We start from the raw sequence: 16,741 nt of genomic DNA, 5'->3' as shown, positions 1-16,741 counted from the left end.
GGATTTACGGCTTAATGTATGCAAAGCCATCTTTATATTGAAGATCTGCAACCCTTACAACGCCTGATGGCGTGAAATCGGCATCCAAAATAAATTGATCTTTTTTGAGATTTCGATTCTTTAAAGTAATCTCGCATACTTCAAATTTAACGCCACGAGACTTGAGCGCCGAAACCAATGGTGCATATTCAATATTATTCTTTTTGTCTTTTACACCCTCCATTAGTAGGTCAACACCATTGGCGTGAGTGACCACAATAATGGTAGTGCTTGGAGCAGTATCTAGATGATTGCGAATATTGCGCAAACCTTTAATGCCTTGAACCTCAGCATCATCGATGTGATAGACGACCTTTGAGCCGGCGGTGCTTTGAGCAGAAGCATTCGTCAGAAAACCAAATGCAATTACTAGACAAGCAAGAAATTGAGCTATTTTTTTGATCATTATTCTCTCCAGTGAAAAATTAAATTGGCGCCATACCTGGATTATTAGCAACCCCCTTAATCACTGGTTCATTAAGCTTAACTGCTTTAACCACCTTCACATCTTTTAAGTGGCGCTCAATAACATCCCAGATAGGCTCGCCACCAGCATTTTTAGCCTCTTCACTTACAGGCGCCCAACCAGCCACCTTATATGTTTTGCTAGCCTCTATTGGTTTACCGTGAAGTCGCATATCCGATATGCGATTACCCGCTGTTTGTGCAGGATCAATCGTATATTGCATACCTCCAACGCGGACCATGTCACCACCCTGTTGGTAATACGGATCAGGATTAAATAAGTTGTCTGCTACATCTTCGAGAATGGTCTTAATCGTCTCCCCAGACATATTGCTTACCGTGGTGTATGGATAAGTGATTGCAGTTTGATCCAAGAGGTTTTCACGTGTAATTGCTTGGCCTGGCAAGAGGCTTGTACCCCAACGGAATCCAGGTGAAAAAGCAATCTCTGCATTTTTCTGTGCCATCAGTCCATCTAGAATTAACTGATCAAAGCTACCATTAAAGTTACCGCGACGATATAAAAGCCCTTCGGTTGTAGCTAATTTTTCATTTAACTTAGCCTCATACGGAGCCCTTACTTTTGCAATCAACTTCGTCATCACAGGATCGGCAGGAATCATGTTCGAGAAGATGGGCAACAGTTTGTAACGGAAGTCGACTGGCTTACCGCCCTTCACATCAAAATCAAGCACGCCTAAAAATTTACCATTAGATCCAGCATTCGTAACAAGCGTCATGCCACCACGATTCTTAACTTGCACAGGCACTGGCACTCCATCATGCGTATGACCACCCATAATTGCGTGCAGACCACTTACGCGCGATGCCATTTTTAAATCAACGTCCATGCCGTTGTGCGAAAGCAATACAACAACTTTCGCTCCTTTTGACTTTACCTCATCAATAGTTTTTTGTAAGTTCTCTTCCTGTATTCCAAAAGTCCAGTCTGGAGTGAAATAGCGTGGATTAGCAATTGGTGTATAAGGGAATGCTTGTCCAATAATGGCGACCTGAACACCATTCATATTCTTCATTACATAGGGGTTGAAAACCATATCCCCAAAATCAGACGTTTTAATATTTTGGGCAACAAATGAAACCTTGCCCTTGAAATCACCGTTGACGATTTCCATTACGCGCTTCTCGCCTAGAGTCATTTCCCAGTGTGGCGTCATCACGTCAACACCAAGTGCTAGAGCGGCATCAACCATATCTTGACCATTAGTCCATAAAGCGGTACCAGAACCTTGCCAAGTATCACCACCATCCAATAACTGGGCGCCAGGACGACCTGCTTTTAGCTGTTTCACCAAGGTTGCCATATGAGCAAAGCCACCCATCTTGCCGTAGTTTTGCGCAGCAGCTACATAATCTAAGTATGTAAATGCATGAGCGTCACGAGTGCCTGGTTTAATGCCATTGGCTTTGAGGAAATATTCGCCAACCAAGTGTGGGGTCTTGCCCTCTTGTGCACCAATACCCAGATTGACATTGGGCTCACGAAAATAGATTGGCAGTAATTGCGCATGGCAATCTGTAAAGTGCAACAGATGGACATTGCCGAATTTAGGTAAGTCATAGAACTTTTGCGCATTGCTTTGTGCATTTACAAAATTAGATTGCAAACTCATTCCACCTGCAGATGCAATTGCCAAGGCTTGCAAAAAATCGCGACGACTTAAAGACATATCATTCTTCCTTATGAAAACAGGCCTCTCGGCCTGTTTTTTTGTTTTATTGATTTACTGGTGAGGCGGGATCGAGCAACAAAGCCATCACATCCTGAATCTGCTGTTCATTTAATAACTTGAAGTGAGCAAAACGTGGCATATTGCTGCAGGCGTTATACGCTTTTGAGTTGTTGATACGATTCCAGGTGTAAACGATTAACTCCTGAGAATTGCCGCGCATCTTGCCATAATTCCATAGCGATGGTCCGATGGTTCCATAAGAAATCTCTTTCTTATCGATTTGATGACAGTTGTAGCAACCCCCACCAATTGGGGTATCGGCCTTGTCAGTCCAGGTTGCACCACGCCCACTTTGCGCAATTGCTTCACCCTTCTTCCAGTCACCAATATATTTACCATCAGATGGTTGCTTGATGCTATCCATATTAATTTTTTGTATCTTCTCGCGCATCGCCTGACCTTTGGGGCTATTGGCAAATGCAGGGTCGGAACAAAAACGTTGAGTTTCATCTTGCGCAATCCGATCTAAACCAGCAATGCCTTCAGCCCTAAACCCATCTTTCATCATCTTGTTGAATTTTGGATCGTTAGCCTGTTGTGCGATAGCCGAACTTTGAAACGCGATTGCTGCAAAAGCAAAAGTTGTAATAGCTAAGAGGGGTTTGATATTTTTCATTTTCATGTTCTCTGTCTCTTATCCATTAACGCTTTAAACCAGGAGTTTCAACTGTGCCACCGTTGGCATTCTTTGCCATATACATAGATAGAGCGATAGTCAAATCTGATCCATAAATCGGGAATGGGAAGCGCTGTTGACGATAGCAATCGTTCAAACGTTGCTGCATAGTCCAAAATTGTCCACTAGATACACGATAGGCTGGCCAATACCCCCAACCAAGTGCAGCACCTTTCTGAGTGGTAATGTTTGGCAAATCCTGTAAACGAATTCGCTTCCCATCTTCACCATGACAAGATGCGCATGAGAAATCCATGGGGCCACCTTGAAAATAAAATGCACGCTTTCCAAGATCGTACATTTCTTTCTCTTTAGGGTGATTGGTGCTTACTTTGATTTTGTCGCCTTTAGATGCAGTGACTACGTATGCAACAATTGCCTCCATATCTTTCTTTGGACCCTTTTGAAATGGTGCATCCACCATCTCCTGAGGATCTCGACCTTGAAGCTTTTGCATACAAGTCATCAAACGCGACTCGAGGTCTTGCACCTTATTGGTATCCTTGAAATAGCGTGGCAATTGCGCCGCAGCACCTTTAACAACCCCAGGCCCTAAGCCTAAATCACATTTTTCTAGTGTTGCATTTTTAGGGCCCGCAGGTTTCTTCCAGAGATCTTCACCAGCAGCCTCATAAAGCTCTGAAGGGTTACCATCTGCAATCATTTCGCGGTACTTTGCTATATCGTCCGTTGCATTTTGAGCATAAGACGAAGAAGAAACTGACAACAAAGTTGCCAATATTCCTGAGGCTAAGCCTAAGGTGAATGTATGCTGCATTTGATACCCTTTCAGACTAATTGAGACAGAGTGATGGCGATAATTAAGAAGCAGTCGCTTCGTCAGTCCGCTTATCACCTTTGCTGTCTACCCAGCTCACAACAATCTTGTCGCCTTTAGCGCCCTTGTATTTGAAGTTCAAAAATGGGTCTTTTGAAACAGCAGGACCAAATTGACCATTCAATACATCTTTGCCATTGGCTTTAACATTGATTGTGCTGATGAACCAAGCTGGAATGACTTTGCCAGAAGCATCTTTACGCTGTCCTGACTCCATATCATGCTTCATCAAAATTTTTACATCCACAATTCCACCATTTTCAGCAGCTCTAACGCGCATTGGATCAGCCATATTTTCCTCTTGTAATTTAGTTATTCGTTAATCGTAATAATTCAGTTTGTGAGCGATTGATAAGTAATTAACCGCCGCAACCACCGAGAGTTACTTTTACCTCTTTCACAGCCATGCTCCACTTGCCATCAGCCTTTACTAATGCGTAGACATTCGAGGTTTGACCCATTTTGATACGAGTAGTCACAAATGGCTCAGTGCCAGCAGGAATAAAAAATTGAGCAGCTAAAGCACTAGGATTCTTTTCAACCAAGATTGCCATTTGCTCTGCCTTAAGGGTGGTCGTAATACCAACCGGAACGACGGCGCCATTCTCAGCGATATCTGGTGCATTCAAGGTAACAGCGCCAGATTTATCTGGGCTACCAGCGCCTAAAATTTTGAAAACATCATCCAGACTTTTACCTTCAAAGGCAGCCTTATTCCACTCTTGCGCTTGAGCCACGCTAATAAGACCTGCAGATGCCATCAAGCCAAAAACGGCTGAGTACTTCAATAAACTGCGACGCTGCTGATTCATAAAAACTCCTTTGTTAATCTCTTGCTGTAAATATATTATCTGCTTTCCAATAAATCATGCTGGTTATTACTCATGAACTCCCTATTTGCCACCAGAAAGCACCCAAACCACTAAAGTTTTTCTATCTTCATCTGATAACTGAGCCTGGGGAGGCATGGGGATAGAGCCCCAAACACCTGATCCGCCATTTTTAACCTTATTCATCAACTTATCAACTGCATCACTCTGCCCTTGATACTTGGCAGAAATATCCGCAATTGAAGGTCCTACCAATTTAGCGTTTGGCGCATGGCAAGCAGAACAATTTTCATTTTTAAATAAAGCTGCAGGACCTTTTGCTGCACTAGCATGGGTATCCTTAGCATGCGCCAATCCCTCGCCAGATGAACCAGGTAACTTTGCAATCGGTGGCTTGGTAGTATCAGCGCCACGATATGGGCCATAAAGACGATTTTGGTCTGCAATATTGCCATGAGCGTCACGCGCAAAATCTGGCAATGTTGAGCCAATCTGCACAAACGTTACACAATTGTTCATGCATGATGAGCCATTAACATCTGGCTTATCTTTAACATTCCAAAAACCGTGCTTTCTGGTCATGCCATTACGGTTAGGCATCTTCGCTTGTACTTGTGCAATATTGGTATTGCTAAGAACAAAATCATCTGGAACCACTTCACCAATACTAAGAATAAAAGCTACTAAAGCATAGGTTTCATCAGGCGTTAAAGAGCGAGGAGCATTCCAAGGCATCGCACGATAAATGTAATCCCACAGAGTTGATACTGTTGGCACCTTCATCAAGGTAGTACGTTGTGGTTGCTTCATATCGGCCAAAGAAGCAACTCGGCCAGTCTTCACATCATCTTTAGTGGTACCGCCAGTAATTGGGGTAAAGATTTCATTAGACTCACCAAAAATACCGTGACAACTTGCGCATTTGGATTCCCAAATAGTTTGACCTTGATCTACCGAGCCTGATCCTTTTGGGAGTCCTTTGAAATCTGGACGAACATCAATATCCCATGCAGCGACCTCAGCAGGAGTAGCGTTACGACCTACCCCAGGAAACTTTGCTGAACCTTGCGTGCTTTGGGCATATACGGCGTGAGCGGAAAGTGCCACTAAAGTTAATAGCCCTAATCGAGCAAATAATTTATCCAACTTGAACATTGCTCACCTCGCCATTTGAATCCAATTTCCAGGATTGAATTGCATTGTTGTGATAGATGGAACGGGTGCCGCGGACTGCACGCAAGGCCTTGATCGAAGGCTGAACATAGCCAGTCTCGTCAACCGCTCTCGATTGAAGTATTGCAGGGGATCCATCCCAAACCCAATCAATATTAAAGCGAGTAATTGATTTGGTTAAGACTGGCGTCTCTAAACGAGCGGTACGCCAATTATTACCGCCATCGAACGAAACATCTACACGCCTAATCTTGCCGCGACCCGACCATGCCATACCACTTACGTTGTAAAAACCTTTATCGAGTAACTGCTGACCACCAGACGGCGTGGTGATAACTGATTTACATTCTTGAATAGAGGCATATTGACGATGAATTCCATCTGGCATCAATTCAATATAGTGAACTGCTTCATCCTTGGCGTTCCAAGGCATGTCTCCTACTTCCAAACGGCGCAACCATTTAACCCAACTTACACCCTGAACACCAGGAACAACAAGACGCAATGGGAAGCCATTTTCTGGACGCAACATCTCGCCATTCATAGCCCACGCTACGATCGTATCGTCTAGACAACTTTCTAAATTGATTGTTCTGGTCATGCCAGATCCATCGCCACCTTCGGCAAGCAAGAACTTACCCTTCTTAAGATCTGCACCACACTCATCTAATAGAACCTTAAGCGGCACGCCAGTAAATTCGCAGCAAGAGAGCATGCCGTGGGTGTACTGAACGGTTGGAACCGCCACATTACCCCACTCCAGTCCAGTATTGGCACCACACTCAATAAAGTGCGTACGAGAAACTGAAGGCAATCTCATCAAATCATTCATGGTGAACACGCGCGCATTTTTTACTAGGCCGTTCACCATTAGACGATGAGTTTCAGGGTTCAGGTTATACCAACCCTGGTGATGACGTTCAAAATGCAAGCCGTTAGGAGTAATAGTTCCAAACAAACCCTGCAATGGTGTGAAGGCTACCGAAGCAGCAGAGACACGTGTTAAACCGGGCGACTCACGACGAATTAAATTAGCCTCATAAATTGATGGCACACCATAAGGCATCGTCGCCACATTCTTACCCAAAGTAGTTTGCCATTCTTGTTTTTCCAAGATGGCAGGATCCCCTTCGCCGGCAGCAAAAGCAATTGGCGCCGTTAAACCAGCAGCTGCACCACCAATAGCTGAGAGGAAACCTTTTCTCAAAAAGCCGCGGCGCGTCTCATCTAAGCCATTAGCGTTGATGTCTGCAATCAACTCTTGAGATACAAAATGCTCTGGAGCCTTTACTAGACGAGCTGAACTAGCGGGCTTCTCTACAGCATAGATATCCTCGCGATTCAGTTCGATTTGTTTATTACTTACATGATCACTACGTTTTTGATCAGCCATTAACCTATACCTTTATAAATAGATGTAGCTTGAATACTTACTAGACTGCGTTTACTGGAATCTTTAGGTACGACACTCCGTTAGCCTCTTTAGCCGGAAACTCACCCGCACGAATATTGACCTGAATAGCTGGCAATATCAGAACTGGCATTTCTAAAGTAGCATCGCGTTTGGTGCGCATCTCAATAAATTGCTCTTCTGAAATTCCATCATGCATATGGATGTTTGACTTTCTCTCTTCAGCCACAGTGGTTTCATATTGAATCGGGCGATTATTTGGCGGATAGTCATGACACATAAATAATCGAGTTGTTGGCGGATAGCTCAAGATTTTTTTCATCGATTGATACAAAACACTCGCATTACCACCTGGGAAGTCACATCTTGCAGTTCCCACATCGGGCATAAACATCGTGTCACCAACGAAAATGCTATCTCCAATTTGATAAGCCATGCAAGCTGGGGTATGCCCAGGTACAAAAATGGCATGAAGGCTTAAATTTCCAAAATGAATGGTTTCGCCATCCTTTAGCAAGCGATCGAATTGAGATCCATCAGTTAAAAATCCACTCTCTAGATTGAAAATGCCTTTAAATACCCCCTGCACTACAGAGATATGATCGCCAATAGCTATTTGGCCGCCAAGTTTAGATTTCAAATAAGGGGCTGCAGTAACGTGATCAGCATGAGCATGCGTTTCTAAAATCCAATCGACCTTTAGAGAATTCTCTTTTACAAATTCAATAACTTCATCAGCCATCCTGGTGTTGGTTCGTCCAGACTTTGGATCGTACCCAAGCACGCTATCGATAATGGCGCAGGGTGAACCTGGTTTTTCATAAACCACATAGGTCACAGTCCAAGTATCAACATCAAAAAAGCCTTTTACAACCGGATTCATCATTTGCTCTACTAGGTAATTTTTCTAGGTGAAATTATTTAATAAAGCTGTTAAAAAGACACTAATAACTAACCCTTATATATTTATTACTTTTAGTTATATTAATTGTTGGGCTTTATAACCATTGCTCTAGAAAGCGAGAAAAGATGAGCAGCCTGAACCAAAATAATGAATTCGACATCCTGATCGCCGGGGGTGGCGCTGCAGGTATTGGCCTTGCTGCCAGTCTTAAAAATCGTGACCAGTCACTCAGCATAGGCATCATAGAGCCGTCTGAGGACCATTACTATCAGCCCTCTTGGACGCTTGTTGGTGGCGGAGCATTTAACGTTAAAAACAGTAAGCGCAAAACAAAAGATATTATTCCAGCGGGCGTGAGCTGGATAAAAGACAAAATCACTGGCTTTAGCCCAGAGACGAATGAGGTACGCATCGCCCATGGAAACCCGGTTAGATACAAGTATTTAGCAGTGGCAACCGGTCTCAGAATCAAATGGGAGGCAATACCAGGACTAACAGACACGATTGGCAAAAATGGGGTTACATCAAACTACAGCTATGACTACTCACCGTACACGTGGGAGTTAGTCAAACAGATGAAATCCGGTAAGGCAATTTTTACTCAGCCTCCGATGCCAATTAAATGTCCTGGCGCACCACAAAAAGCCATGTATCTCTCGTGCTATGAATGGGAAAAGCAAGGCAAACTCAAAAATATTGAAGTTGAACTCAATAATGCTGGCGCAGCATTATTTGGCGTCGCTGATTTCGTACCGCCATTGATGGAATACGTAAAAAAATATGATGCCACTTTGAACTTTAACTGCAACCTGATCTCTGTTGACGGCCCAAATCAGAAAGCAATCTTTGCTGTTAAAGACGCCGATGGGAATACTTCGCAAATAGAAAAATCTTTTGACATGCTACATGTGGTACCACCTCAAGGCCCACAAGACTGCATGATTGGCAGTCCGATTGCCAATGCCGAAGGATGGGTAGATGTTGACCAATATTCTCTCCAACATACTCGCTATCCAAATATATTTGGCCTAGGAGATTGCTGCTCGTCACCAAACTCAAAAACTGCGGCAGCTGCCAGAAAGCAAGTTGTCGTTGTCGCAGAAAATTTACTAGCCCATAAAAATCATCAAGCAATGCCTCTAAAGTATGACGGCTATGGCTCTTGCCCGTTAACAGTGGAGCGGGGAAAAATTGTTCTCGCTGAATTTGGATTCGGTGGAAAACTCTTACCAACCTTCCCATGGCTAATTAACCCATTGAAGGCAACCAAGCTCGCATGGATTTTGAAAAAGGATGTGCTCCCTTGGCTCTACTGGAATGCGATGCTCAAAGGTAGAGAATGGCTTGCGCGTCCATTTGAAAATTAACGAATGGATCATATTGTTTTAGCACCCGCTCTCGGGATGTTCATTGGCATCCTCATGGGGCTTACTGGCGCTGGTGGTGGCATTTTGTCTGTGCCTCTACTAGTGTTTGCATTTCATATGCCTATCTCGCAGGCGGGTCCAATTGCTCTTACTGCAGTTGCACTCTCTGCGGGCTTGGGAGCTGCGATTGGATTGAGTTCGAAAGTATTACGCTACAAAGCCGCCGTATTTATGGCCATCTTTGGACTCATCTTATCCCCTCTTGGTTTATGGGTGGCTCAACGCGCACCAAATACACCGATGTTATTAATCTTTAGCGGGGTACTCATTTATGTCTCCAGCAAAATGTTTATTCAAGCAACCCAAACCATCGCCGGTAAACCACCTGTTCTAACGAGTCCGCCCCCTTGTCAACTAGATCTATCAATCGGTAAATTAATCTGGACGGTTCCTTGCGCAAGGTCTTTGATGTTTGCGGGAGCATGCGCTGGTTTTTTATCTGGACTTCTGGGGGTCGGTGGCGGCTTCATCATCGTTCCCTCGCTGAAAAAATTTACCGACCTTCCGATGAAAGCAATTGTGGCTACTTCATTAGGCGTTCTAGCGATCGTCTCAACAGGAGGCGCAATGATTTCGTTAGCTTCAGGAATCCTAGATTTATCTATTGCCGCCCCTTTTAGTGGCGGCTCACTTATTGGACTTTTAATTGGAAAGTTATTAGAGAAAAAAATTAGTGGTTCCAGAATTCAGCAAATATTTTCTGTCTTTACATTCTTAGTAGCAATCAGTTTGATTTATAAATGCATCATCTAACCGGGAGAAGTTCATGAAAACTAGTCGTCGTCAATTTATGATTTTGTCAGCAGCAGGTGCTTGCACCTTGGCTTTAAACAATCAAGTGCAAGCTCAAGCTATGGTTGCAGAAACCGATCCACAAGCAGCTGCTTTAGGCTACAAAGCCGATGCAAGCAAAGTAGATAAAGCCAAGTACGCAAAATATGCCGCAGGTCAAGAGTGCGACAACTGCGCTCTCTTCCAAGGAAAAGCTGGCGCAGCTTCTGGCGGTTGTTCACTGTTTCCAAGTAAGCAGGTTGCAGGTAAAGGTTGGTGCTCCGCTTACGCTAAGAAAGCATAAACCTTGTCCATCTAGACAAGATAGGTGCCTTAGCCCTAAAAGACCGCAATTGCGGTCTTTTTTAATCGCCATTCACAATACAATTGAATTCTGATGGATATCGACGCACTCCTTCTCTCTCTCAAACTAGCTCTATGGACACTAGCCCTCATCTTGCCATTTGGCATTTGGGTAGCCCATGCCTTACAAGGTATGAGCAAGGGTCGCTCTTGGATTGAAGCCGCGTTAGCCCTTCCGTTGGTGCTTCCACCTACCGTGCTGGGCTATTACCTGCTTGTTGGCTTTGGTGGGAAGAGTATTTTTGGTATTCCCCTGGTTTTCTCATTTACCGGAATATTAATTGCCTCGCTAATCGTTAACCTCCCTTTTGCAATCCAGCCAATTCAGCGTGCATTTGAAGCAATTCATCCAGAAATTCGTGAAGCAGCTCAAGTAAGTGGTTTATCAAAATGGCAAATTTTTAGACTCATTGAATTACCACTCGCGTGGCGCGGCATAACCAGCGCTGCAGTGCTTACTTTTGCACACACCCTTGGCGAGTTCGGAGTGATTTTGATGGTGGGCGGCGCAATTCCCGGTGAGACAAAGACTGTTTCCATCTCAATATATGACAAAGTGCAAAGCTTTGACACTGCTGGCGCTGGTAAATTGTCATTGATACTTCTCGGCACCTCTCTTGTTGCTATTGCAATCTCATATGGACTATTTAACCATCATGACAGCCGCTCCAATAGAGAGCGTCGGAGAAAATAATGCTTAACATTACGCTCTCCCAAAATATTCCTACGCCATTGCAACTAAAGCTCGAGTGCAACCCAGGAGAGTTGCATGCTTTAGTTGGGCCGTCTGGAAGCGGAAAAACAACAGCACTTCGCACCATTGCAGGATTAAACAATCCCAAGGCTGGGAGGATTATATGTGATGGACAAATCTGGTTTGAGTCAACCGAAATTGCAGGCATTACTACTGCATTAAAGCCCGCTGAGAGATCATGTGGTTTCTTGTTTCAGCAATATGCACTCTTCCCTCACTTATCAGCTCTTGAGAATGTATGCATTACTTTGTATAACTCGATTCGCTCCTTAAATGAACGTAAATCAATAGCGCAGCAATGGTTAGATCGCATGGGTATTGGCAATTTGTCAAACCGGATGCCACATCAACTATCCGGAGGACAACAACAAAGAGTTGCTCTAGCCAGAGCCTTGGCCAGATCTCCCAAAATTCTTCTACTAGACGAGCCATTTTCTGCAATCGATGCACCAACGCGCCAAAGCCTGTACAAAACGCTTGCACAAATACGCAAAGATTTAAACATCCCTATATTGCTTGTTACCCATGATTTACGTGAAGCGGATCTTTTGGCTGATCGTATTACAGTGATTGACCAAGGAGTTGGATTACAAACTGCTCCACCAAAAGTATTGTTTGAACGTCCACGAAACTCTCGCGTTGCTGAGCTTGTTGGAATCAATAATAAATTTGAAGGCGTCTTTACTGCGGGTAAGTTAAGCTGGAATGGATGCCAGCGCATCTTTAATGTAGTCGATAAAGGAAAAATCCCAGCTGATACCCCTGTTGCATGGGTAATTCCTGCTGATGGCTTAAGCCTGGAAATAACAAAGAGTCCCACCTCTATTGAGGTTGTAGTTGACCATGTCAGTGCAATTGGTCAAATTGCGGTCATTCAATTGCGCACTATCGAGGGCCACCATACAGTTGTGTGGGAGGCATCCGCAGCCGAAGTAAAACGCTTATCAATTGAAGCTAGTAAGGTATTCCATCTGGAGATTGATTCAAGCAAAATCCATATCATGCCGCTTCGTCAAATCAATGATCCAAGACGATTTATTGCTTTTGAAGGCGCAGCTTAATATGTTCAACTTAGCCAAATAAAAAAGGGGCTAGTAGCCCCTTTTTTCTGGATTAATACTTAGATTTCAGTAGGGAATTAAAACTCACCCTTCACCGTAGTTAAACCAAGCGCATCCCAATCGAGCATACCGCCGCGATAGTAATAAATTTTTGTCGCAGGGAATCCATCACGCGTCATCGCAGCCATCGCCATCGGGCTCTGTGGGCATACTGGGCCGTTACAAAATGCGTACACTTTTTTTGCTTTAGAGCAATCCCATTTTGTAGAGCCTGCTGCAGGTTTTTTGCAACCAAGTTCATCCATCCGCATCGCTACTTCTGTATACGGAATACCAACCGACCCAGGAATAGTGCCTTTAACGCGGTCATCAACAACGCGCATATCAACTACCAATGAATCTTTGTCATTTAATGCCTTCAGCACATCGATCTCATCAACTGGTGTGACGCCTTTAATTGGAATGAGGGGTTGCAACCAACCCTTGTTCTTAGCGCAAGGTGTCATGACACGAGTAATTTCAACTGGGCCTTTAGGAGTATTTACAACGAAGTTTGTAGACTTATCAATAATTTGCAGTAACTCAGGGGTGGGTGACTGTGCCACCGCTACACCAGACAAGAAGACTGCAGCAAGAACGAAGAATTTTTTCACAAAACACCCTTTCAAGATTATGTACGACATTGAAATTCAAAAAACTTAAGAAAATTGAATGGATAAATTGTGAGGCAATACAGTTTTAAATTGAATGGCGAAAAACCCTCATAAATTGCAAAAAAGGGCATCACAAGCCCATTTTTATTGCTAGTGCAAATATCGTGCGTTTATTTGCGGGCAACCAAACCCAGTATTGCCGACATTCCTGAGTGGCGAGGCCCCTCAGATAATTCCCGTTCATAAGAACAAAGCTCAAGAATGCTGAAGTCTTTCGCCAAATCTCGGATCATCTCTTCCGTATAGAGATGTTCTATTAAAGATGGGCCACCAGTTTTGTACTCCAGCTGTTTTGGCGTGTAGCCCTGCAGAATAAAAATTCCGCCGGGCTTTAAAGACTCATAAGTTTTTGCAAAGATGCGTTTGCGCATCTCGGGGTCGGCAAACTGAATAAAAATACCGACAACTGCATCATATGTATTTGTTGGCCATGCATAGCTATCTGTATCAGAAAAGCTATATTCGACCGCTACATGATTGTCTTTAGCAAACTTTCTTGCTTTAGATAAGGCAACATCAGAGGCATCAAAGCCGACTACTTGCATACCCTGCTTCGCCAGCCAAACGCCATTGCGCCCTTCGCCATCAGCAATACATAAAACCTGATCGCCTGCCTTTAAATATTTCTGAGCTTGCTCAACCAGGTATTCATTCGGCTCTGTTCCAAAAATAAACTCTTCTTGATTAAAGCGCTCATTCCAAAACTGGGTAGCATCAGAGAACCCCATAGGTTTATCTTGATGTACTTGATTATTTTTTGAATCCGCCAACGAGATCACCTTTGAGATCGTTGATATTTTCTAAGCCCACTGCAATTCGGACAAGGCCATCGGTAATTCCAGCAGCTTTACGAGCTTCGGGACTTACACGGCAATGGGTAGTGGTTGCAGGATGGGTAATGGTTGTGCGGGTATCGCCCAAGTTTGCCGTAATTGAACACAGCTTGGTTTGATTAATGAGTTTGAAAGCCGCCTTCTTTCCACCCTTCAAAACAAAAGAGAGTATGGCACCACCTTCTTTTTGTTGGCGCTTTGCTAAGGCATGCTGAGGATGTGACTTCAGACCGGGATGATAAACACGCTCAACGCCAGGCTGCTTCTCAAGCCACTGAGCTAAAGCAAGCGCGTTTTGGCTTTGTTGTTTCATGCGCAACTCGAGCGTTTCCAGACCTTTCAGGAACACCCAGGCATTAAATGCAGATAAAGTTGGGCCCGCGGTACGAACGTATGGAAACACTTTACCCATCACAAAATCCTTGCTACCCACAATTGCACCGCCAACTACTCTGCCCTGACCATCTAAATACTTGGTTGCAGAATGAATTACTACATCTGCACCGAGCGACAATGGCTTTTGTAATGCAGGCGTACAAAAGCAATTATCAACTGCTAGCAAAGCCTTTGTTTTCTTGGCAATCTTTGAAATTGCCTTGATATCCGCAATCTCCGTTAGGGGATTTGAAGGCGTCTCTAAATAAAACAGTTTTGTATTTGGTAGCACTGCCTCCTGCCACGCTTTTGTATCAGCCAAATCTACATAGGTAGTACTAATACCAAAGCGGCCCAAGATATTGGTGAACAACTGAATCGTTGCACCAAAAACAGAACGCGAGCAAATCACATGGTCACCTGCTTGGAGATGCGCCATTGCCATTGTCAGAATAGCTGACATTCCTGAAGCGGTTGCAATGCAAGCCTCACCGCCCTCTAGGGCGGCCAAGCGATCTTGAAACATGCTGACAGTTGGATTGGTAAAGCGTGAGTAAATAAATCCTTGGTCCGCATGAGCAAAACCATCTGCAGCCATTTCTGCGCTATCAAAACAAAAACTAGATGTCAAAAACATGGCCTCAGAATGCTCTTGGTACTCAGAGGTACGGCGAGTGCCAGCGCGGACAGCAATAGTCTCTAGCGCCAGCTTAGAAAAATCTGGTTTTTTGCGGGTGGTTTTACTCTTCATACCGCTATTTTGACACCGAATGATAGATTTGCCTCAGAGAAGGCAAAATCGTGTGGCTTTTTAGTCTTCAGTCGCTAAATGTAAGTGCAATTGCGAACGTGCGAAATCGCTAGAATCGCGCTGACGATCAGCTTTAGCAGCAGAAGAATTACGCTGTGCCTCTAGCGCATCTAAATACGAATCATTGATATCACCTGTGATGTAGTGACCATCAAAACAAGAAGCCTCAAAGTTCTGAATCTTTGGATTAATATCTCGTACCGCTTGCTTCATATCCTCTACGCTTTGATAGATTAACTGATCAGCACCAATCATTTTGTTAATCTCTTCATCGGTGCGGCCATAAGCAACTAGCTCACTGCGGGTTGGCATATCAATACCATAAACGTTTGGGAAACGTACCGGTGGCGCAGCCGATGCAAAGATTACTTTCTTAGCACCAGACTCACGTGCCATTTGCACAATCTCAAATGAGGTTGTGCCGCGCACAATTGAGTCATCCACAATCAAGATGGTCTTGTCTTTAAATTCAACACGCATTGCATTGAGTTTTTGGCGGACTGATTTTTTGCGAACAGCCTGACCTGGCATGATGAAGGTGCGACCGATGTATCGGTTTTTGAAAAACCCTTCACGATAATCAACGCCTAAGTTTTTAGCAACTTGCATAGCTGCCGGACGACTAGAGTCAGGGATTGGCATGACCACATCGATCTCATTCACATTGGTCTCTTTGCGAATTTTCTCAGCCAAGTAATCACCCATGCGCATACGCACGTTGTAGACCGTCACTCCATCAATAGTGGAATCTGGTCGAGCCATGTAGACATACTCAAAGATGCATGGGGTGAGAACGGCATTAGCAACACATTGGCGTGCATAAAAGTTGCCATCCAAATCAATATAAATTGCTTCACCAGGATTTACATCGCGTACGAAAGTAAATCCAAGGCCCTCCAAGGCGACTGACTCTGACGCCACCATCCACTCGGGACCTTGCGCTGTGTCAATACGACCAATACATAAAGGGCGAATACCAAATGGGTCACGAAATGCTAATAAACCATAACCAGCAATCAAAGAGACTACCGCATAGGAACCCTTCACACGACTGGCAACGCCAGTCACCGCATTGAACATTGCCCCTTCATCTAAAGCGGCACTGTTAGTTTCTTTCTGGAGCTCATCAGCCAAAACGTTTAGCAATACCTCAGTATCTGAACTGGTGTTGATGTGACGGCGATCACGATAAGCCATCTCTACGCGCAAGCTCGCTGCATTCGTAAGATTACCGTTATGAGCCAAAATAATGCCGTAAGGTGCGCTTACATAAAATGGCTGCGCCTCCTCTTCACTGCTTGCTGAGCCAGCTGTTGGATAACGCACTTGACCAATGCCTGCATTGCCAACCAAGCTACGCATATTGCGAGTTCTAAAAACGTCTCTTACTAAACCATTAGCTTTATGCATCGTAAATGAATTGCCATTCATGGTGGCAATACCAGCGGCATCTTGACCGCGATGCTGCAAAAGCAACAAAGCATCATAAAGAAGCTGATTGACTGGTGAATGGGATACAGTTCCGACAACGCCACACATATCG

Annotated in this window: 18 protein-coding genes; 5 read left to right on the top strand and 13 right to left on the bottom strand. The window is 44.2% G+C overall.

The window, feature by feature from the left end; genetic code table 11:
- Nucleotides 1-4: 4 nt before the first annotated feature.
- The 9 genes from NHB34_RS04205 to NHB34_RS04165 all read right to left on the bottom strand — a co-directional run bounded on the left by NHB34_RS04205 (nt 5) and on the right by NHB34_RS04165 (nt 8,069).
- The gene (locus NHB34_RS04205) at nt 5-442 is read right to left on the bottom strand and encodes a DsrE family protein (protein WP_353428536.1); all 438 of its coding nucleotides are present in this window, start codon (nt 440-442) and stop codon (nt 5-7) included.
- Between the two features lie 22 nt (nt 443-464).
- Complete coding sequence (soxB, locus tag NHB34_RS04200; protein WP_353428384.1) at nt 465-2,195, bottom strand: thiosulfohydrolase SoxB; 1,731 nt, start codon at nt 2,193-2,195, stop codon at nt 465-467.
- A 46-nt stretch (nt 2,196-2,241) separates the two neighbouring features.
- Complete coding sequence (soxX, locus tag NHB34_RS04195; RefSeq protein ID WP_353428383.1) at nt 2,242-2,880, bottom strand: sulfur oxidation c-type cytochrome SoxX; 639 nt, start codon at nt 2,878-2,880, stop codon at nt 2,242-2,244.
- Nucleotides 2,881-2,899: 19 nt separating this feature from the next.
- Entirely contained in the window at nt 2,900-3,712 is an 813-nt protein-coding gene (soxA, locus tag NHB34_RS04190) for a sulfur oxidation c-type cytochrome SoxA (protein WP_353428382.1), read from the bottom strand.
- A gap of 43 nt (nt 3,713-3,755) precedes the next feature.
- Nucleotides 3,756-4,064: a thiosulfate oxidation carrier complex protein SoxZ gene (gene soxZ, locus NHB34_RS04185; RefSeq protein WP_296968585.1), complete on the bottom strand. Its 309-nt coding sequence runs from the start codon at nt 4,062-4,064 to the stop codon at nt 3,756-3,758.
- A 67-nt stretch (nt 4,065-4,131) separates the two neighbouring features.
- Nucleotides 4,132-4,584 carry a thiosulfate oxidation carrier protein SoxY gene (gene soxY / locus NHB34_RS04180; RefSeq protein ID WP_215324402.1) on the bottom strand — a complete coding sequence of 151 codons (453 nt, stop codon included), beginning with the start codon at nt 4,582-4,584 and terminating at the stop codon, nt 4,132-4,134.
- 81 nt (nt 4,585-4,665) lie between these two features.
- Complete coding sequence (locus NHB34_RS04175; RefSeq protein ID WP_353428381.1) at nt 4,666-5,757, bottom strand: c-type cytochrome; 1,092 nt, start codon at nt 5,755-5,757, stop codon at nt 4,666-4,668.
- Complete coding sequence (soxC, locus tag NHB34_RS04170) at nt 5,741-7,168, bottom strand: sulfite dehydrogenase (protein WP_353428380.1); 1,428 nt, start codon at nt 7,166-7,168, stop codon at nt 5,741-5,743. The genes NHB34_RS04175 and soxC overlap by 17 nt, the downstream gene beginning before the upstream one ends.
- A 40-nt stretch (nt 7,169-7,208) precedes the next feature.
- Nucleotides 7,209-8,069 (bottom strand): MBL fold metallo-hydrolase, encoded by an 861-nt coding sequence (locus tag NHB34_RS04165; protein ID WP_353428535.1) that lies wholly within the window; start codon nt 8,067-8,069, stop codon nt 7,209-7,211.
- A gap of 146 nt (nt 8,070-8,215) precedes the next feature.
- On the opposite strand from NHB34_RS04165, the gene NHB34_RS04160 reads away from it, so the two are divergent.
- From NHB34_RS04160 to NHB34_RS04140, 5 genes are all read left to right on the top strand, one after another.
- Nucleotides 8,216-9,457 (top strand): FAD/NAD(P)-binding oxidoreductase, encoded by a 1,242-nt coding sequence (locus NHB34_RS04160; RefSeq protein WP_353428379.1) that lies wholly within the window; start codon nt 8,216-8,218, stop codon nt 9,455-9,457.
- Between the two features lie 3 nt (nt 9,458-9,460).
- Nucleotides 9,461-10,270: a sulfite exporter TauE/SafE family protein gene (locus tag NHB34_RS04155; RefSeq protein ID WP_353428378.1), complete on the top strand. Its 810-nt coding sequence runs from the start codon at nt 9,461-9,463 to the stop codon at nt 10,268-10,270.
- A gap of 13 nt (nt 10,271-10,283) precedes the next feature.
- Entirely contained in the window at nt 10,284-10,592 is a 309-nt protein-coding gene (locus NHB34_RS04150; protein ID WP_353428377.1) for a high-potential iron-sulfur protein, read from the top strand.
- Between the two features lie 93 nt (nt 10,593-10,685).
- Complete coding sequence (modB, locus tag NHB34_RS04145) at nt 10,686-11,345, top strand: molybdate ABC transporter permease subunit (protein WP_353428376.1); 660 nt, start codon at nt 10,686-10,688, stop codon at nt 11,343-11,345.
- Complete coding sequence (locus NHB34_RS04140) at nt 11,345-12,466, top strand: ABC transporter ATP-binding protein (RefSeq protein ID WP_353428375.1); 1,122 nt, start codon at nt 11,345-11,347, stop codon at nt 12,464-12,466. The genes modB and NHB34_RS04140 overlap by 1 nt, the downstream gene beginning before the upstream one ends.
- A 77-nt stretch (nt 12,467-12,543) precedes the next feature.
- Here the strand turns inward: NHB34_RS04140 and NHB34_RS04135 are convergent, their stop codons facing one another.
- From NHB34_RS04135 to purF, 4 genes are all read right to left on the bottom strand, one after another.
- Nucleotides 12,544-13,119 carry a rhodanese-like domain-containing protein gene (locus NHB34_RS04135; RefSeq protein WP_353428374.1) on the bottom strand — a complete coding sequence of 192 codons (576 nt, stop codon included), beginning with the start codon at nt 13,117-13,119 and terminating at the stop codon, nt 12,544-12,546.
- 170 nt (nt 13,120-13,289) lie between these two features.
- A complete protein-coding gene (locus tag NHB34_RS04130; protein ID WP_353428373.1) occupies nt 13,290-13,949 on the bottom strand; it encodes a class I SAM-dependent methyltransferase in 660 nt (219 codons plus the stop codon).
- Nucleotides 13,930-15,138 (bottom strand): O-succinylhomoserine sulfhydrylase, encoded by a 1,209-nt coding sequence (locus NHB34_RS04125; RefSeq protein ID WP_353428372.1) that lies wholly within the window; start codon nt 15,136-15,138, stop codon nt 13,930-13,932. The genes NHB34_RS04130 and NHB34_RS04125 overlap by 20 nt, the downstream gene beginning before the upstream one ends.
- A gap of 60 nt (nt 15,139-15,198) precedes the next feature.
- Entirely contained in the window at nt 15,199-16,737 is a 1,539-nt protein-coding gene (gene purF, locus NHB34_RS04120) for an amidophosphoribosyltransferase (protein ID WP_353428371.1), read from the bottom strand.
- Nucleotides 16,738-16,741: the final 4 nt, after the last annotated feature.

It is taken from the genome of Polynucleobacter sp. MWH-UH19D, from assembly GCF_040409795.1.
Classification (GTDB): Bacteria; Pseudomonadota; Gammaproteobacteria; order Burkholderiales; family Burkholderiaceae; genus Polynucleobacter.
This window is presented reverse-complemented; position numbering and strand designations above follow the sequence as displayed.